This is a genomic window from Burkholderia sp. Ac-20345 (genome assembly GCF_017104825.1).
Taxonomy (GTDB): Bacteria; Pseudomonadota; Gammaproteobacteria; order Burkholderiales; family Burkholderiaceae; genus Burkholderia; species Burkholderia lata_B.
In genome coordinates this window covers 1-16,942 of sequence record NZ_JAAGPO010000099.1, presented here as the reverse complement: position 1 = coordinate 16,942, position 16,942 = coordinate 1, and the positions used below count along the sequence as shown (strand labels likewise).

At 67.5% G+C, this 16,942-nt stretch carries 17 protein-coding genes; 10 read left to right on the top strand and 7 right to left on the bottom strand.

The window, feature by feature from the left end; genetic code table 11:
• Positions 1-9 precede the first annotated feature (9 nt).
• A complete protein-coding gene (locus G3O06_RS29075) occupies positions 10-693 on the bottom strand; it encodes a phospholipase (protein WP_205818300.1) in 684 nt (227 codons plus the stop codon).
• Positions 694-906: 213 nt separating this feature from the next.
• On the opposite strand from G3O06_RS29075, the gene vapB reads away from it, so the two are divergent.
• Together vapB and G3O06_RS29065 are read left to right on the top strand one after the other, a co-directional pair.
• A complete protein-coding gene (vapB, locus tag G3O06_RS29070) occupies positions 907-1,149 on the top strand; it encodes a type II toxin-antitoxin system VapB family antitoxin (RefSeq protein ID WP_043179333.1) in 243 nt (80 codons plus the stop codon).
• Complete coding sequence (locus tag G3O06_RS29065; RefSeq protein WP_205818299.1) at positions 1,146-1,553, top strand: type II toxin-antitoxin system VapC family toxin; 408 nt, start codon at positions 1,146-1,148, stop codon at positions 1,551-1,553. The genes vapB and G3O06_RS29065 overlap by 4 nt, the downstream gene beginning before the upstream one ends.
• Positions 1,554-1,614: 61 nt before the next feature.
• Here the strand turns inward: G3O06_RS29065 and G3O06_RS29060 are convergent, their stop codons facing one another.
• Positions 1,615-3,102 (bottom strand): aldehyde dehydrogenase, encoded by a 1,488-nt coding sequence (locus tag G3O06_RS29060; protein WP_205818298.1) that lies wholly within the window; start codon positions 3,100-3,102, stop codon positions 1,615-1,617.
• A 28-nt stretch (positions 3,103-3,130) separates the two neighbouring features.
• Complete coding sequence (locus tag G3O06_RS29055; RefSeq protein WP_205818297.1) at positions 3,131-3,709, bottom strand: thioesterase family protein; 579 nt, start codon at positions 3,707-3,709, stop codon at positions 3,131-3,133.
• A gap of 272 nt (positions 3,710-3,981) precedes the next feature.
• On the opposite strand from G3O06_RS29055, the gene G3O06_RS29050 reads away from it, so the two are divergent.
• A complete protein-coding gene (locus G3O06_RS29050; RefSeq protein WP_174910885.1) occupies positions 3,982-5,112 on the top strand; it encodes a porin in 1,131 nt (376 codons plus the stop codon).
• A 208-nt stretch (positions 5,113-5,320) separates the two neighbouring features.
• On the opposite strand, the gene G3O06_RS29045 is transcribed toward G3O06_RS29050, so the two are convergent.
• Genes G3O06_RS29045 through G3O06_RS29035 form a run of 3 tightly spaced genes read right to left on the bottom strand, consistent with a single transcriptional unit; the run spans position 5,321 to position 9,455 of the window.
• Positions 5,321-7,453: an acetate--CoA ligase family protein gene (locus G3O06_RS29045; RefSeq protein ID WP_205818296.1), complete on the bottom strand. Its 2,133-nt coding sequence runs from the start codon at positions 7,451-7,453 to the stop codon at positions 5,321-5,323.
• Positions 7,454-7,505: 52 nt separating this feature from the next.
• Positions 7,506-8,663, bottom strand: coding sequence for an acyl-CoA dehydrogenase family protein (locus G3O06_RS29040; protein ID WP_122949358.1), 1,158 nt, complete (start codon positions 8,661-8,663; stop codon positions 7,506-7,508).
• Between the two features lie 3 nt (positions 8,664-8,666).
• Positions 8,667-9,455: an enoyl-CoA hydratase-related protein gene (locus G3O06_RS29035; protein WP_174983841.1), complete on the bottom strand. Its 789-nt coding sequence runs from the start codon at positions 9,453-9,455 to the stop codon at positions 8,667-8,669.
• 145 nt (positions 9,456-9,600) lie between these two features.
• Between G3O06_RS29035 and G3O06_RS29030 the strand changes: the two genes are divergently transcribed.
• From G3O06_RS29030 to G3O06_RS29005, 6 genes are all read left to right on the top strand, one after another.
• Positions 9,601-10,767, top strand: coding sequence for an ABC transporter ATP-binding protein (locus G3O06_RS29030; RefSeq protein WP_205818295.1), 1,167 nt, complete (start codon positions 9,601-9,603; stop codon positions 10,765-10,767).
• Between the two features lie 116 nt (positions 10,768-10,883).
• Entirely contained in the window at positions 10,884-11,993 is a 1,110-nt protein-coding gene (locus tag G3O06_RS29025; protein WP_174910870.1) for an ABC transporter substrate-binding protein, read from the top strand.
• Between the two features lie 25 nt (positions 11,994-12,018).
• Positions 12,019-12,894 carry an ABC transporter permease gene (locus tag G3O06_RS29020; protein WP_205818294.1) on the top strand — a complete coding sequence of 292 codons (876 nt, stop codon included), beginning with the start codon at positions 12,019-12,021 and terminating at the stop codon, positions 12,892-12,894.
• A 20-nt stretch (positions 12,895-12,914) separates the two neighbouring features.
• Positions 12,915-13,709 (top strand): ABC transporter permease, encoded by a 795-nt coding sequence (locus G3O06_RS29015; RefSeq protein ID WP_205818293.1) that lies wholly within the window; start codon positions 12,915-12,917, stop codon positions 13,707-13,709.
• Positions 13,710-13,750: 41 nt separating this feature from the next.
• Positions 13,751-14,479: an NAD(P)H-dependent oxidoreductase gene (locus tag G3O06_RS29010; RefSeq protein ID WP_205818292.1), complete on the top strand. Its 729-nt coding sequence runs from the start codon at positions 13,751-13,753 to the stop codon at positions 14,477-14,479.
• A 65-nt stretch (positions 14,480-14,544) separates the two neighbouring features.
• Complete coding sequence (locus G3O06_RS29005; protein ID WP_122949365.1) at positions 14,545-15,183, top strand: MarC family protein; 639 nt, start codon at positions 14,545-14,547, stop codon at positions 15,181-15,183.
• A gap of 59 nt (positions 15,184-15,242) precedes the next feature.
• Here G3O06_RS29005 and G3O06_RS29000 read toward each other — a convergent pair whose 3' ends face one another.
• Positions 15,243-16,301 (bottom strand): RNA-guided endonuclease TnpB family protein, encoded by a 1,059-nt coding sequence (locus G3O06_RS29000; RefSeq protein ID WP_205818291.1) that lies wholly within the window; start codon positions 16,299-16,301, stop codon positions 15,243-15,245.
• Positions 16,302-16,420: 119 nt separating this feature from the next.
• Here G3O06_RS29000 and G3O06_RS28995 point away from each other — a divergent pair.
• A partial coding sequence (locus G3O06_RS28995) for a thiamine pyrophosphate-binding protein (RefSeq protein WP_277403759.1) occupies positions 16,421-16,942 on the top strand: 522 nt, incomplete at its 3' end.

Sequence of the window (16,942 nt, the reverse complement as noted above, 5' to 3'; positions counted from 1 at the left end):
CCGTTACAGTTAGTTCAATCCGGCGCGTTCGCCGACCCATCGGCTGAAATCGCCGGCCATCTCCGCGGTCAGTTCGTGGCCGGCCGCGTACAGCCGCGTATCGTGCGCGACGCCGAGCGCGGTGAGCTTCGCGTCGGCGGTGTCGGCCCACGCGACGGGCAGCTTGTCGTCGAAGCGGCCGTGCACGATTAGTGCATGGAGCGGGCGAAGTGCGTCGCGCGGCGCGATCAGCGGATCGATTTCAGGCAGGATGCGCCCGCACAGCACCGCGAATGCGGCGACATCCTGCGGCGACGAGAGGCCGACACCCGCGCTCATGATGCCGCCCTGGCTGAAGCCGGCGATCACGGTCGGCAATGCGGCGCCCGCGCCATCGCGGGCGTGGAATGCACGCAGCAGCGTGATCAGCTGGATGCGGCTTGCGTCCGCGCGGGCCGCGTCGATTTCGGGGCCGTTCGGGCCGAAGCGCACCGGAAACCAGGCGTATTGGTTGGGCCCGAAGGTGAGCGGGCCGCGCAGGAACGCGATCTCGATGCGCGGATCGATGAGGTTGGCCAGGTTCAGCAGGTTGGTTTCGTTGCCGCCGACGCCATGCAGCAGCAACAGGCGGGCAACGGCGCGGCCGGCGGCCGGGCGGAGCTGGTACTGGAGGCCCGATTCGGGATCGGTGGTCAGCGGCAGGACGTCGGTCATTGCGTGGGTCCGGGAAGGAAGCGATGCGACAGTCTAGAGCGTGCGGGCGGGGAGGTGAATCGCCGGATGGCGATTGATTGTTTCCTTTCGGGAATGAATCGGGTGCTCCACGGCGCCCGGCTGCTTGTTGTCCATATGCCGATGGGATGACTCGTCATCGGGGCGCGCAGTTGCTAAAATAGATACATTTCGTAGATACATGGGGAAATGGGGATGGATACTGCCAAGATTTTCAAGCATGGCGGATCGCAGGCTGTCCGTCTGCCGAAGGATTTCCGCTTCGAAACGACCGAGGTACGGATTCGTCGCCACGGGTCATCCGTCATTCTCGAACCGGTGCCGCAAGACTGGGCATGGCTGACGCCGCTGATCGGCCCGGTCGACGCCGATTTCGAGGCTGCAGCAACGACCGAGCCTGCCGCTCAGGAGCGCCCGGGTCTGGACGTATTTGAATGAAATTTCTGCTGGATACCAATGCCGTGATCGCCATCATGAAGGGCGAGCCGGCCATGCTGGCCCGGCTGCGCACGTATCAACCGGCAGATTTCGGCATGCCGGCGATCGTCGCGCATGAGCTCTATTACGGGGCATACAAGAGCCAGAGAGCGGCAGCGAACGTGGCACGTGTCGAGGCACTTCAGTTCGAGGTGGTGTCGTTCGATGCGGAAGATGCTCAGCACGCCGGCGAGATTCGTGCGCAGCTGACTGCGGCAGGAACCCCGATCGGCCCGTACGATGCGCTGATTGCAGGGCAGGCGCGCGCCCGGCGTCTGGTGCTTGTCACGCATAACATGCGCGAGTTTTCACGAGTCCCGGAGCTACAGGTCGAGGATTGGCTCGCCGAGCCGCGTGAAAACTGATCGCCTGGCGGTCATGCGGTAACGGGAGCGGGTTCGTCCTGCAGGCGCCGCCCGTTTCGCGTCACCGCAAACGAATCACCGTCGACTTCAACTCCGTATATTTCTCCAGCGCGTGCAACGAGTTGTCGCGCCCGTTGCCCGATTCCTTGAAGCCGCCGAACGGGAAGTTCATGTCGTCGGTTTCCTCGTAGCTGTTCACCCACACCGTGCCGGCCCGCAGCCGGCGCGCGGTTTCGTGCGCGGTCGTCAGGTTGGCCGTCCACACCGATGCCGCGAGCCCGTAGCGTGTGTCGTTCGCGTGCGCGATGGCCGTGTCGAGATCGTCGAACGCCGTGACCGCCAGCACCGGCCCGAAAATCTCCTCGCGCACGATCCGCGCGTCGGCACGCGGACAGTCGAACACGGTCGGTTCCACGTACTGGCCGCCGCTCCCGGTACGCGCGCGCTTGCCGCCCGCGAGCAACGTCGCTTCATCGCGGCCCACGTCGACGTAGCCGAGCACGCGCTCGACCTGCGCGGCATCGATCAGGCTGCCCATGCGCGTGGCGGGCGACAGCGGATCGCCGGGCGCGTACTCGGGCGCGATCGCGAGCACGCGAGCGACGAGTTCGTCACGGATCGCACGATGGACGAGCAAACGGGAGCCTGCGGTACACATCTGCCCGGTGTTGTAGAACACCGCATGCGCGACGGTGCGCGCCGCGCGTTCGAGGTCCGGACAGTCGGGCAGCACGATCTGCGGCGACTTGCCGCCGAGTTCGAGCCACACGCGCTTCAGGTTCGAATCGGCCGCGCAGCGCGCGACCTTGTGGCCGACCGCGGTCGAGCCGGTAAACGCGATGCAGTCGACGTCCGGATGCCGCGCGAGCGCTTCGCCCGCATCGCCGAAGCCCGGCAGCACGTTCAACACACCGGCCGGCAGCCCGGCCTGCGCGGCCAGCGCGGCGAGCCGCAGCGCACTGAGCGGCGATTTCTCCGACGGTTTCAGCACGACGCTGTTGCCGGCCGCGAGCGCCGGCGCACACTTCCACATCGCGATCATCGCGGGGAAATTCCACGGCACGACCGCCGCGACCACGCCGATCGGCTCGCGCGTGACGAGCCCGACGAGATGCGCGTCGGCCGGCGCGACTTCGCCGCCCGTCTTGTCGATCGCTTCGGCGAACCACTCGGCGCAGTACGCGGTGGACGGGATGTCGATCGTGGTCGTGTCGCCGATCGGCTTGCCGGTGTCGAGCGTTTCGAGCAGCGCGAGATCGTCCGCGTGCTCGCGGATCAGCGCGGCCCAGCGCAGCAGCACGCGCTTGCGTTCACGCGGCGACGCGTCGCGCCACGCACCGTTTTCGAACGCGCGCCGCGCGGCCGCGACCGCGAGGTCGGCGTCGGCCTGCCGGCAATGCGCGACCTGCGCGAGCGTGCGGCCGTCGATCGGGCTCGTGCACGCGAAGGTGGCGCCGTCGTGCGCATCGCGGAACGTGCCGTCGACGAATGCGCGGGAATCGATGTCGAGCTGGCCGGCGCGCGTGCGCCAGGCGTCGTTCGTCTGCATGGGAACACTCCGTCGTGGGTCGGCGAGATCAGCGTGAAGCGGGCGTGGGGCGGCGGATCGCGATCGCGCTGCCCGCATGCGGCTCGTGCGGCGCGCGCGCATGTTCGGCGTGAATCGCGTCGAGATGCCGGCGCATCGCGGCAGGGAACGGCGCGGAGCGCTTCGCGTGCATGTCGACGTGGGTCAGCAGTTGCTCGCCGGTCGCGAGTTGCGCGCCCGTCGTCGCGTGATGCATCGAATGGAACACGTGCAGCCGTCGGTCGTCCAGGTCGAGCAGCCGCACCGTGAGCCTGAGCGGTTCGCCGAGCATCGCTTCGCGCAGGTGGCGGATATGCGTTTCCGCCGAGTAGATCGAGCAACCGGCCTCGCGATAGTCGTCGTCGATGCCGAAGTAACGGAAGAACGCATCGCTGCTGTCGCCGAACACGAGCAGATAGCACGATTCGCTCATGTGGCCGTTGTAGTCGACCCACTCGGGCTGCACGGTGCAGCGATGCAGTTCGAGCGGTGTCGCGATCGGCGCGGCCGGGTCGTACGGGCGCGACTTCTGTCCTTCGTAGGCCGAGCGCAGGCGCGGCTCGGCGGCGGGGCTGAGGGTGGTCGTCATCCAGTGCACTCCGAGGTTCGGAACGGGCCCGCACGTCGTCCGCGGGGGCTGCCGGTCGATGTTATGACGGGTTGAACGTTTTTTCAATAAAGATATCGCCGATGCGTGTAAACACCGGTGCCGACCGATGTCGTAATGGATTGAACATTCATTCAACGAAACCTATACTCGCCAGCGCCGCGATGCCGAAGCGAAGCAGGGCGGCGGCGCATCTGCACGATACGCACAACGAAAAATCGATCCGCCTCGCGCGGAAACCGGAGACACCGAAAATGAAGAAGCGCTTCCTGCTGGCCGGCATGATGTCGGTGATGGTCCACGGCTATGCACACGCCCAGAGCAGCGTATCGCTGTACGGGATCATCGACGGCGGCATCACCTACGTGAACAATACGGGTGGCGGGCATGCGTACCTGTTCGACGACGGCGTGTCGTACGGCAACCGCGTCGGCCTGATGGGCACCGAGGATCTCGGCGGCGGCAACAAGGCCGTGTTCAAGCTCGAGAACGGTTTCCGGCTCGGCACCGGCAAGCTGAACCAGGGCGGCGCGATGTTCGGGCGGCAGGCGTACGTGGGGCTCGGCAACGACTGGGGCACGCTGACGTTCGGCAACCAGTACGACTTCGCATTCGATTTCACCGCGAACTACAACGTCAGCGCGTTCGGCAGCGGCTACGGCGTGCACCTCGGCGATTTCGACCGCCAGAGCGGCGACCGGCTGCAGAACGCGGTGAAGTTCGTCAGCAACGCCTTTCACGGGCTCGTGGTCGGCGGCATGTATTCGTTCAGCAACGACGCGGGCAGCTTCCACGACGGCAGTGCGTGGAGCCTGGGCGCGAGCTACACGCACGGCGATTTCTCGGCGGGCGGCAACTACACGCGGCTCAATTCGCCGCGCCGGCTCGCGGCGCTCGATCCGTATGCGCAGATGGGCGTGAGGACGATGCTCGGACAGACGGTCGCGACCGTCGATCCGGCCACGGGCGCCGTCACCGACCTGCACGATTCGACGCCGTTCGCGATCGACTCGCAGTCGATCTTCGGGATCGGCGCGTCGTACACGCTCGGCAAGCTGACGCTCAACGCGGATTTCAGCAACACGACGTTCAAGGGCTACGGGCAATCGTCGACGATGCGCGTGTACGAGGCGGGTGGCCTGTACCAGGCGACCGCGCCGCTGTCGCTCGTCGCGGGCTACCAGTACACGACGTTCGAAGGCCATCACTGGCACGAAGTCGCGCTCGGTACGCATTACGCGCTGTCCAAGCGCACAGACGTGTATGCGGCCGTCGACTGGATGCGCGCGTCGAACGGTGTCGATGCGGTGATCGGCTACAGCTTCACGCCGTCGACGAGCCGCACGCAGGCCGCCGCGCGCATCGGCATGCGACACAACTTCTGATCGTTTCTCCTGTATGGGCCGGGCAGGGCCGGCCCCGTCGACCCGGCCCGGGCCTGCGTCGAACGGTGACGTCGCCGCCGCGCTGCGCGAGGCGCCCGGCGACGATTGCGTGAGCATCATTGAGCGAACTGCGGCGAAGCACCGCCCCCACAGTCGCGCACGGTTGCCGCCGGCCCGTTCGCGCGACGCATGAGCGGGCCGGCGGGTGTCAGGCGTCGAGCCTCACCAGCGCATCGACGGCCACCGCGCCGCGTTCCATCACCAGCAGCGGATTGACGTCGAGTTCGACGAGCGTGTCGGCGTGCGCCTGCGCGAAGCGTGCGATCGCCATCACGTTTGCCACCACCGCATCGAGATCGGCCTTCGGCCGCCCGCGATAGCCGGTCAGCAGCGGGCCGAGCTTCAGCCCGAGCAGCGCGTCGCGCACGTCGCTTTCGCGCACCGGCAACAGGAGCGTCGCGGTGTCGCGGATCAGCTCGACCAGCACGCCGCCGGTGCCGAGCACGAGCGCGAGACCGAAATTCGGCTCGCGCTTCACGCCGACGATCAGTTCGAGCAGCGGCGCGTCGGCCATCTTCTCGACGAGGATGCGCTCGACGGGCACGTCCGGCGCGTAGTGCGCGACCTGTTCGGTCATCCGCTCGACTGCGGCGGCAACGGCTTCGGGCGACGCGAGCTTCAGCGCGACCGCGCCGGCCTCGGTCTTGTGCGGCAGGCGATCGCTGACCACTTTCACGCAGACCGGAAACCCGAGCCGTTGCGCGGCGGCCGGCGCATCGGCGGGCGCGACGCATTCCGCCGACGGCACGTCGAGCCCGTGCGCGGCCAGCATCCGCTTGCTCGCCCATTCGTCGTGCAGCGTCGTGGCGTCGTCACTGCCGCCGCCGTTACCGGCCCGCAGCACCGGCAGCGCGCTCAGCGCATCGGCGTCGAGCACGCGGCGGCGCGTGTCGCCGTAGGTCATCGCCGCGCCGATCGCGTCGATCCCGTCGGCGAGCCCCTGCAGCGGCGCGATGCCGGCCGCGGCCATGCGTGCCGCGTGATCGGGCGGCGTGAGGTCCGGAAACACCGAGATCACCGCGCCGACCACGCCGTGCTGGCGCGCGGATGCCGCGAACGCGTTCGCGGCGATGTCGCACAGCGGTCGCTCGCCGGTCGCTTCCTGCGGATAGTCGAGAATCATCGCAGCCGCGCCGGGGCGGTCGGCGAGCAGCGCGTCGCAGCACGCGCGCATCTTGTCGGGATCGCCCCACGGCGTCGTCGTGAAATCGAGCGGGTTTGCGATCGTCGCGTACGCGGGCAGCACGTTGCCGAGCGCGTCGCGCCCGGCGTCGCCGACCGGCGGGAACGCGATGCCGCGCGCTTCGCCGAGATCCGCGACGAGCCCCGCATCGCCGCCGGACGTCGCCAGCGCGGCGAGCGTGCGGCGCTCGGGCACACCGGCGATCGCGAGCAGCTTCAGCGTTTCGACGAGGCCGACCGGGTCCTTCACGCGGATCACGCCGAGCCGCCGGAACAGTGCGTCGTACAGCGCGTCCGAGCCAGCGAGCGAGCTCGTGTGGCTGATCGCGAGCTGCGCGCCGAGCGCCGACGTCCCGCTCTTCAGTGCGACGATCGGCACGCCGCGTGCGAGCGCGCGGGCGGCGGCCTCGCTGAAGGCGCGCACGTCCTTCAGCCCTTCGAGATGCACGCCGATCGCGCGGATGCGCGGATCGTCGACGAACGCGTCGACGAGGCGCGCGATGTCGACCGACGCCTGGTTGCCGACGCTCGCCAGGTACGCGAACGGCACCGAGCGTGCGCTCATCGACAGGTTGTACGCGAGGTTGCCGCTTTGCGTGATCACCGCGACGCCCGATTCGACGCGCGGCGCGCCGTGCGCGACCGGCCACAGCGCGCTGCCGTTCAGGCCGTTGATCAGCCCGTAGCAGTTGGGCCCGAGCACGGCCATGTCGCCGGCCGCGTCGACGAGTGCCTGCTGCAATCCGGCGCCGTCGGCGCCCGTTTCGGAGAAACCCGACGCGTACACGATCGCGCCGCCGGCACCGCGTTCGGCGAGCGCGCGCACGACGTCGATCGCCTGCCGCGCGGGGACCGCGACGAACACCGCATCGGGCGCGGCGGGCAGGTCGGCGACGCTCGCATGGCAGCGCACGCCGTCGATCTCGGCATGGTTCGGATTGACGAGCCAGATGTCGCCGGCATAGCCGTAGTCGCGACAGCGCCGCACGGCGCCCGCGATGCCGCGTCCACCGACGAACGCGATGCTGGCCGGCTCGAGCAGCCGGCGCAGGTTGGCCGCGGCGGCACGACGATCCCTGACTTCAGGGGAAGAGGTCATGTTGGTCCTTTCTGAACGCGCGCCGGCTTGCGGGCCGGCGCGACGATTCGCGTCAGCTGTAGCGTCGGAGGATTTCCTTGGACAGGATGTGGCGCTGGATCTCGGACGTGCCTTCCCAGATGCGCTCGATGCGCGCATCGCGCCAGAAGCGTTCGATCGGCAGTTCGTCCATCAGCCCCATGCCGCCGTAGATCTGCACCGCGTGATCGGTCACGCGGCCGAGCGTTTCGGTGGCCAGCAGTTTCGCGAGCGCGGCATCGCCGTCGGTCATCGTGCCCAGGTCGAGCTTCTGCGCGGTATAGAGCGTGACGAGTTCCGCCGCGCGGATCTCGGTCTGCATGTCGGCGAGCTTGAACGACGTGCCCTGGAAATCGCCGATGCGCTTGCCGAACTGATGGCGCGTCGCGGCCCATTCGGCGGCCATCTCGAACGCGCGCTGCGCGCGGCCGATGTTGTTCGCGGCGACCATCACGCGGCCGGCGGTGAGCCAGTCGTTCGCGAGCTCGAAGCCGCGATGCTCTTCGCCGAGGATCTGCGCGGCGCTCACCCGGCAGTCGCTCAGGAAGATCTCCGACTGGTGATAGCCGCGCAGGCTCGTGCAGTGCGGGCCGCGGCGCACGGTCATGCCCGGCGTGTCCTTGTCGATCAGGAAGCAGGTCACGCGCTTGCGCTTCTGGCCGCGCACTTCCTCCTCGCCGGTGACGGCAAACAGGATCACGAAGTCGGCCGTGTCCGCGTGGCTGATGAAGTGCTTGCTGCCGTTGATCACGTAGTCGTCGCCGTCGCGCACCGCGCGCGTGCGGATGCCCATCGCATCGGAGCCGGCGCCCGGCTCGGTCAGCGCGAAGCAGTCGACGCGCTCGCCGCGCACGGCCGGTTTCAGGTAGCGCTCGATCTGGTCGCCCTTGCACGCCATCAGGATCTTGCTCGGCCGCGCGACGAACACGTGCAGCGCCCAGCTCGTGCGGCCGAGCTCGCGCTCGACGAGCGCCTGTGTCACGTAGTCGAGACCGGGCCCGCCGGCGCTTTCCGGCATGTTGAACGCGTAGAAGCCGAGCTCGAGCGACTTGCGGCGGATCGAATCGGCGAGTTCGGGCGGCACGTCGTCCGCGCGATCGACCGCGAATTCATGGGGCTGCAGTTCCTTTTCGACGAACTGACGCAGCGACGTCACCAGCATTTCCTGCTCTTGGGTCAGCGAAAAATCCATCAATCATCTCCCGACAAAATGGGGTGCGCGACCTTCGACCGACGCGCGAAGCGCTTCCTGGCCGTCCTCGCTGTGACCGCAAGCGACGCCGGCTGCCAGCTCGCCGCGCAGCTGCTCGGCGAGGGTATGCGTGAGCGACTGCGCGAGCAGCGCCTTGGTATGGCCGAACGCGACGCTCGGCCCTTGTGCGAGCCGCGCGGCGAACGCGGCGACGTGCTCCGCGAACGCATCGGCGTCGACGACTTCGGAAACCAGTCCGGCCGCGAGCGCATCCTGCGCGCTCCAGCGTTCGTTCAGGAAGATGAAGCGGCGGGCGACGTCGGGGCGCGCGAGGCGCGGCAGGAACCAGCTTCCGCCCATGTCGGGGCTGTAGCCCATGCCCGTATACCCGCAGCGCAACGTCGCGGCCGTGCTCGCGATGCGGAAGTCGCACGCGAAGCCGATGTCGGTGCCCGCGCCGACCGTCGAGCCGTTCAGCGCCGCGACGGTGGGGCGCGGAAACGCGGCGAGCGCCTGCACGAAGCGGTGCGCGCGTTCGGTCCACCCGTAGGTGTCGAGTTCGCCGTTGCGCTCGGCCTCGGCCCATTCGTCGACGTCCGCGCCTGCGCAGAACGCACTGCCGGTGCCGGTCAGTACGACGCAGCGCACCGCCGGATCGTTCGCGAGCGCGTCGAGCGTCTCGCGAAGAAAGTCGAGATGCGGCCGCGCGAGCGAATTGCGCTTCGCCGGGCGGTTCAGTCGAAGGGTCACGACGCCGTCGTGCCGTTCGATTCGGATGTCCTCGATGCTCATGCTGATCACTGTCTCCTGGTTGTTGTGTGTCGGGGTGTGTCAGAGCCGGCAAGGGTCGCCGCTACTTGCGGACCGCATTTCGGCATAGTATAAGTTCTGTTAAATGAACGTTCAACCCAATTGTGAGTCGACCAGGAGACACACGATGAGCGCGGTGATGGAGACGTCGGCAGGTGTGGAGGAGGGGCGGCCCGGAGCGGAGGCGGCGCGCACGGCATCGGCTGCGCGCGTCGTGAACGGCGCGGGCCTGCAGATCGATCGCGTGTCGAAGCGCTACGGCAGCGTGCATGCGCTGCGGGAAACGTCGATCGAGATTCCGCGCGGCGAATTCCTGACGATCCTCGGGCCGTCGGGTTCCGGCAAGACGACGCTGCTGACGATCGTCGCGGGCTTCGAACATCCGACCACCGGCGACCTGCGCGTGGGCGGCCGCAGCATCGTCGCGTTGCCGCCGGAGAAGCGCAACTTCGGGATGGTGTTCCAGGGCTATGCGCTGTTTCCGCACATGACGGTCGAGCAGAACGTCGCGTATCCGCTGATGGTACGCAAGCAGAAGGGGCCCGACGCGGTGAAGCGCGTGAAGGCCGCGCTCGATCTCGTGCGGCTCGGCCATCTCGCGAGCCGGCTGCCGCGCCAGTTGTCGGGTGGCCAGCAGCAACGCGTTGCGATTGCGCGCGCGCTGGTGTTCGATCCCGACCTGGTGCTGCTCGACGAACCGCTCGGCGCGCTCGACCGCAAGCTGCGCGGCGAGGTGCAGGTCGAGCTGAAGGCGCTGCACGAGCGGCTCGGCGCGACGTTCCTGTTCGTCACGCACGACCAGGAGGAGGCGCTGTCGATGTCGGACCGGATCGCGATCATGCGCGACGGCCGGCTCGAGCAGATCGGCACGCCCGACGGGCTGTACGAGCAGCCGGCCAACCGCTTCGTCGCCGATTTCCTCGGCAAGAGCAACTTCATCGAAGGCGTCGCGCTCGGCGGCGATGCGGCGACGACGCATTACCGCGTCGGCGATGCGCGGTTCGTCGCGCCCGCGTGCGGCGCACGGGCCGACGACACGCTGCTGTTCGCGCTACGCCCCGAGAAGGTCGCCGTGTCGGCGACGTCGTGCGGCGGCGCGCACAACGAAGTGGCCGGGCGCATCCGTCACTGGAGCTATTTCGGTTCGTCGTACCGCTTCGAGATCGAGACGTCGGCGCTCGGCTGCATGACGGCGGACGTGCCCGCGTGGCGAGGGCTCGCGTCGCCGCGCACCGGCATGGACGTGTTCGTGCAGTGGGAGCGCGACGCGACCTGCCGGATCGCGGCCGACTGACGCCGCGAACGCTGCATCCCGCGCGACGCGGCGCAGGCCGTCGTCGCCGATCGATTCACCGGTGCCCGGAAACGACGAGATGCGTGCGGGCGCTGCCCAGCCCTGGAGGAGACACCATGACGAACCGCCATCTGCAGGACCTGCTCGACCAAGCACGCGACCTTCAACCCGCGACGTCGCAGCGGCGCCGCGATTTCCTCCGGCTGTGCGCGGCCGCCGGCATCGCGCCGACGCTGCTGTCGCTGGGCGCGAAGGACGCGCTGGCGTCGAATCCGAAGGAAATCGTGCTCAGCGCGTGGGGCGGCGAAGCCCGTTCGGCGTTCCGCTCCGCGTACATGGACCCGTTCACGAAGGCGAGCGGGATCAGGATGGGCTACGACTCGTCGCCGGAGGACGGCAAGATCAAGGCGATGGTCGAGAACAGGAACGTGATCTGGGACGTGATGGACCTCGACGGCTTCGCGGCGATCAAGCTCGGCAAGCAGGGTTTCCTGCGGCCGATCGACTATTCGGTCGTCGGTCGCAATGCGCTGCCGGGGCTCGCATCGGACTTCGGCGTGCCGTCGTACCTGCTGAGCTACGTGCTGGTCTACGACGCGCGCAAGTTCGGCGCGAATCCGCCGAAGAACTGGGCCGATTTCTGGAATGTCGGCAAGTTTCCGGGCAAGCGCGGGCTGTGGAAGTGGATGGGCGGCGCGCTGGAAGCCGCACTGATGGCCGACGGCGTCGACAAGGACAAGGTCTATCCGATCGATGTGCCGCGCGCGCTGAAGAAACTCAAGGAGCTGCGCTCGAACGTGCTGTTGTGGGATTCGGGCGCGGACAGCCTGCAGCTGCTGCGCAACGGTGAAGTCAGCATGGCGTGCATCTGGCATACGCGTGCGAACGTGATCCAGCGCGAAAGTAGCGGCCGGTTCCGCTATACGTGGGAGCAGGGGCTCGCGTCGTGCGACGTGTGGGGCGTGCCGAAGAACAACCCGTCGGGCGATGCCGTGTGGCAGTTCATCAAGTTCGTACAGGGCGTCGAGCCGCAGGTGCGCCTGCTGTCGCTACTCGGCAACGGGCCGGTGACGCCGGCCGCGACGGCCGCGGTGCCGCAGGCGCTGCGCGCCGACAATCCCGGCACGCCCGAGAACTGGGCGAAGCAGTGCAAGGTGAATCCGGAATGGTGGGCGCAGCATTACGAAACGACGCTCGCGCAGTACACCGACCTGATGTCGTCCTGAGCCGCCGCCTCGTGAGCGTGACCGCATGAATACCCTGTCTACCCCCGTCACGGGCAGCGTCCCGCTCGGCCGCGCGAAGGCCGATCGCTACTGGCTGCTCGTCGTGCCGCTGCTCGCGGTGCTGATCGTGCTGTACGTGTATCCGCTCGTGCGTGTGCTGTGGCTCGGCTTCACCGTGCCGGAGCCCGGCCTGCAGAACTACGCGCGGCTGCTGGAAAACCACGGCGTGCACCGCGTGCTGTGGACGACGCTGCGCGTGTGCGCGGTCACGACCGTCTTTTCGGTCGCGCTCGGCTACGCGATCGCGTATGCGATGGCTCACGTCGGCCCGCGCCAGCGGATGGCGCTGATGTTCGGGTTGCTCGTGCCGTTCTGGGCGTCGGTGCTGGTGCGTGCGTTCTCGTGGCTGTTTCTGCTCGGCGAGCAGGGGCTCGTGAACACGCTGCTGATGCGCGTCGGGCTGATCGACGCGCCGCTGCCGCTAATGCGCAACGAGATCGGCGTCGTGATCGGGATGATCCACTTCATGATTCCGTATGCGGTGCTGCCGCTGTACGCGAACATGAAGGGCATCGACCCACAGCTCGCACGTGCGTCGCAGGGGCTCGGCGCGGGTGCCTTCGTCACGTTTCGCAAGGTGTATTTCCCGCAGACGCGGCCGGGCATCGTCGGCGCGGCGATCCTCGTGTTCATCTTCTCGCTCGGCTTCTACGTGACGCCGGTGATTCTCGGCGGCGGCCGCACGGTGATGATCGCCGAGTACATCAGCACGCAGATCCTGCAGCTCGTGAACTGGGGCAGCGGGGCGGCGCTCGCGTCGCTGCTGCTGGCGTCGATCCTGGCCGCGCTCGCGCTGCTCGCGCGTTTCGTCGACCTGCGCGAACTGTTCGGCGCGCGCTGACCCGACCGGAGGACGAACCGATGAAGATCCGAATGACCGCAGGGCGCGCGCTGGTGGTCGGCGTCGCGTGGGCCGCGATCCTGTTCCTGATGCTGCCGCTGCTCGTGTCGGTGCCCGTATCGCTGACGCCGAGCGATTACCTGTCGATGCCGGACGGCGCGCTGTCGCTGCGCCACTACAGCGTGCTGCTCGACGACGACGGCTGGGTGTCGAGCTTCCTGCAGAGCGGGCTGATCGCGCTGGTGTCGTCGGCGATCTCGGTCACGCTCGGCACGCTGTGCGCGATCGGGCTGTGGAAGGTCGCGTCGCGGCGCGGCGAGTTCGTGCGCGGCGTGATCCTGTTTCCGCTGATCGTGCCGCCGATCGTGTCGGCGCTCGCGTTCTACCGGCTGTGGGGCGAGCTCGGGATGCTCGACAGCCTTCCGGCCGTGATCCTGTCGCACGTCGTGCTGTCGGTGCCTTACGTGGTGGTGGCCGTGTCCGCGTCGCTCGCGACCGTCGGCCTGCGGATCGAACAGGCGTCGCGCAGCCTCGGCGCGAACCTCGCGCAGACGCTGCGCTACGTGATCCTGCCGTCGATCCGGCCGGGCGTGCTGTCGGCGGCGGTGTTCGCGTTCATCCTGTCGTGGGACGAGCTCGTCGTCACGCTGTTCATCTCGAGCCGGAACGTGTACACGCTGCCGCGCCGGATGTGGGACGGGATGCGCGAGAACGTCGATCCGGCAATCGCGTCGGTGTCCACGCTGCTGCTCGTCGCGACCTGCGTCGCGATCGGCCTGTCGCTGCTGCGCAAGCGCGCGGCGGGGGCCGTCTGAATTCAACCATTCAACGTTACGTTGCGGAGAAAACGCGCACCATGAAAGTCCTGATCGTTCACGCCCATCCCGAACCGCAGTCGTTCACGACGTCGATGCTGCACCGCGCGGTGAGCACGCTCGAAGCGCAGGGGCATACCGTGACGGTGTCCGACCTGTACGCGATGCAGTGGAATCCGGTTGCGAGCGCGGCCGATTTCGGCGTGCGCAAGAACCCCGACTATCTCGTCTACGCGCTGGAACAGCGCGAGAACGTCGCCGCGAACGCGATCGCGCCGGACATCGCCGCGGAACTCGACAAGTTGGCCGCGTGCGACCTGCTGATCCTGAGCTTTCCGCTGTTCTGGTGCTCGGTGCCGGCGATCATGAAGGGCTGGATCGACCGCGTGCTCGTGTCGGGCAAGGTGTACGGCGGCGTGCGCTTCTACGACCGCGGCGGGATGCGCGGCAAGCGCGCGCTGCTCGCCTATACGTGCGGCGGTCGCGACTACATGTTCGGCGCGGATGGCGTGCACGGCGACATCGACCTGATGCTGCGCCACGTGCTGCGCGGCACGCTCGGCTACGCGGGCTTCGACGTGCTGCCGTCGTTCGTCGGTTATCACGTGCCGTATATCGGCGATGCCGAGCGCGCGGCCGTGCTCGACCGCTACGACGAGCATCTCGCGCAGCTCGACCGGCTCGAACCGATGGCGTTTCCGACGCTCGACGACTTCGACTGCGACATGCGGCCGCGTGAGCGCGCGCCGCAGGAAGCCGCGCAGGACTGACCGCGACACCCGGCCACGCATGCCGATGCGCCTCCCAACCCTCCGACCGCATGCGAGATCGAGCGATGACCCTGACGTCGAGCGACGTGCTGCTGTTCCTGACCGGCCTGCTGACGCTGTTCTGTCCGCCGGTCGCGATCCCGATGTACGCGGCCGTCACCGGGCATTTTCCCGACGTGACGCAGCGGCAGATCGCGTTCAGGCTGTTCGCGTGGATCGCGGCGCTGATGGTCGGCGCGGTGTGGGGCGGGCAGTTCCTGCTGCGCATGCTCGGCCTCACGCTCGGCGCGCTGACGCTGACGGGCGGCCTCGTGCTGTGCCTGTGGTCGATCCCGATGATGCGCGGCACGGCGAACGACGAACGCAGCGGCGGCGACCGGCGGCTCGAATATGCGCAATGGCGCAACTACATCGCGGTGCCGCTGATCTTCCCGCTGTCGATCGGCAGTGCGGTGATGTCGCTCGTGATCACGACCGCGACGCGCTTTCACACGCCGTCCGACCTGCTCGCGCTGAGCGCGGCCTGCGTGCTGCATGCGGGCGTGATCGGGCTCACGTACGCGTGCTCGGCATCGTGGTGCCGGCGGCTCGGCGAGATCGGCAGGACGCTCGTCGAGCGGCTGTCGGGCATCGTGCTGACCGCGATCGCGTTCCAGATGCTCGCGCAGGGTGTGCGCGAACTGCTGCCGGGGCTCGCGCACTGACGGCGGCCGCGCCGGCCGGTACGCGATCCGGAAACCTACCTTGAACGTTGACGTCCTCCTCAGGCCGAAAGGCGGAGGATTCCCACAGCTGGCGATGCACGTCCGCATCGGAGAATGTTTCGGGCAGCGTTGATATCACGATCATGTGCGACACCACATTCACTGCAAACCCACTCTCTTATTCGCAGCCCTGCGATACCTTTCGGCCGCGTCGTGCTGTCTTTCGACCCGCACGCCGAACAGGACTGGGTAGAACTGCTTTCGTCGACTTCCTCGAACGTGGCCCCGTGCGCGATCGCTTTATAACGGAGCTTGTCCCGGAAGGACGACCAGGATGCGTCGTAGACGCTCTTCGCCATCTTGGTTCTGGCGAGCTTGGCAGTCGACACGTTGCCGACCGCGAGGTAATCGAAGCGTCGCACCAGATCGAGCGCAACCTTGTGCTGGAAATCGGCGCGGGCATTCGCCACCTTCGCGTGCAGCTTCGCAATGTGCTGCTTGTGCTTTCGCGCACGTTGGGCTTTCGCCAGCTTTTCGGCTGCACGCCGACCAAACCGGTCGTTCGGCAGCTTTTCGCCGGTCGAAAGTGTGGCGAAGTCTTTCAGGCCAAGATCAATACCGACACCCGAACGAATCGGGCGCACCTGAACATCGGGTATCTCGATCACGATGTTGAGAAACCAGTTGCCGCGCGCATCTTGCGCGAAATTGGTTCCGTCCTTGATCTTGCCCTCGGGAAGCGGGCGGTTGTTGAACACGCGGAACGTGTTGCCGGCAAATCGGAACGCGTCGCCTTCACGCTTCAGATCACGGCCCTTCAGCGGCACCCAACCAAGCGATTTCCTGCCGCGATAGCGCAAGCAAGGACGTCGGCTCTGGCTGCGAGATTTCGCGTACTGCTCGCAGGTTGCGTTGATCGTGCCGGAGTGGATGCCGAGCGCCTTGCTGCTCCCCGTCGTCAGCACGTTCAAGTCGAAACCCGTCGGCCACTTCTTGCTCCACTTGAGCGCGTGCTTCTGCGTGTCATTGCAGAAGTTCCAGACGTAGTTCACCGCACGGCTCTGCTTGTTGAGCAGTCCGTTGAGCGACTTCACGCGGTAGCGGTAGACAAGGATCATGCCGGTGATCCTAACCCGTGGAAGAAGCTGCCTGTCAACAGCACTCCTTTCCTTCCCGCCATTCGCCCCGAAGGAAGTCCCCTTGAGGGAAATGGCGGGGTCTCTCGGAGCAAATTCTGATGAAAACTGTAGGCATGTATCTCGTCGACCTGCTCGCTGCATACGGCGTCGACACGGTGTTCGGCATTCCCGGCGTGCATACGATCGAGCTGTATCGCGGCCTGGCCGGCAGCGCGCTGCGCCATGTGAGCGCGCGCCATGAGCAGGGCCTCGGCTTCATGGCGGACGGCTATGCGCGCGCGACCGGCAAGCCCGGCGTGTGCTTCGTGATCACCGGCCCCGGGATGACGAACATCGCGACGTCGATGGCGCAGGCGTATGCGGATTCGATTCCGATGCTGGTGATCTCGAGCGTCAACGCGTCCGGCGATATCGGCTCGGGCAACGGTCATCTGCACGAACTGCCGGACCAGCATGCGTTCGCGGAGAACGTCGCCGCGTTCAGCTATACGGTGCCGCGCGCCGACGCACTGCCGCAGGCAATCGCGCGCGCGTTCGCGGTGTTCTCGGGCGGCCGGCCGCGCCCGGTGCACCTCCAGATTCCGCTCGACGTGCTCGCGGCGCCGGCCGACACGTTGGCT

Coding starts and splice junctions, on each gene's coding strand:
- G3O06_RS29045 (WP_205818296.1), bottom strand. CDS start 7,453: ATGACCTCTTCCCCTGAAGTCAGGGATCGTCGTGCCGCCGCGGCCAAC.
- G3O06_RS29060 (WP_205818298.1), bottom strand. CDS start 3,102: ATGCAGACGAACGACGCCTGGCGCACGCGCGCCGGCCAGCTCGACATC.
- G3O06_RS29005 (WP_122949365.1), top strand. CDS start 14,545: ATGACCCTGACGTCGAGCGACGTGCTGCTGTTCCTGACCGGCCTGCTG.
- G3O06_RS29030 (WP_205818295.1), top strand. CDS start 9,601: ATGAGCGCGGTGATGGAGACGTCGGCAGGTGTGGAGGAGGGGCGGCCC.
- vapB (WP_043179333.1), top strand. CDS start 907: ATGGATACTGCCAAGATTTTCAAGCATGGCGGATCGCAGGCTGTCCGT.
- G3O06_RS29015 (WP_205818293.1), top strand. CDS start 12,915: ATGAAGATCCGAATGACCGCAGGGCGCGCGCTGGTGGTCGGCGTCGCG.
- G3O06_RS29025 (WP_174910870.1), top strand. CDS start 10,884: ATGACGAACCGCCATCTGCAGGACCTGCTCGACCAAGCACGCGACCTT.
- G3O06_RS29050 (WP_174910885.1), top strand. CDS start 3,982: ATGAAGAAGCGCTTCCTGCTGGCCGGCATGATGTCGGTGATGGTCCAC.
- G3O06_RS29055 (WP_205818297.1), bottom strand. CDS start 3,709: ATGACGACCACCCTCAGCCCCGCCGCCGAGCCGCGCCTGCGCTCGGCC.
- G3O06_RS29010 (WP_205818292.1), top strand. CDS start 13,751: ATGAAAGTCCTGATCGTTCACGCCCATCCCGAACCGCAGTCGTTCACG.
- G3O06_RS29075 (WP_205818300.1), bottom strand. CDS start 693: ATGACCGACGTCCTGCCGCTGACCACCGATCCCGAATCGGGCCTCCAG.
- G3O06_RS29065 (WP_205818299.1), top strand. CDS start 1,146: ATGAAATTTCTGCTGGATACCAATGCCGTGATCGCCATCATGAAGGGC.
- G3O06_RS29040 (WP_122949358.1), bottom strand. CDS start 8,663: ATGGATTTTTCGCTGACCCAAGAGCAGGAAATGCTGGTGACGTCGCTG.
- G3O06_RS29000 (WP_205818291.1), bottom strand. CDS start 16,301: ATGATCCTTGTCTACCGCTACCGCGTGAAGTCGCTCAACGGACTGCTC.
- G3O06_RS29035 (WP_174983841.1), bottom strand. CDS start 9,455: ATGAGCATCGAGGACATCCGAATCGAACGGCACGACGGCGTCGTGACC.
- G3O06_RS29020 (WP_205818294.1), top strand. CDS start 12,019: ATGAATACCCTGTCTACCCCCGTCACGGGCAGCGTCCCGCTCGGCCGC.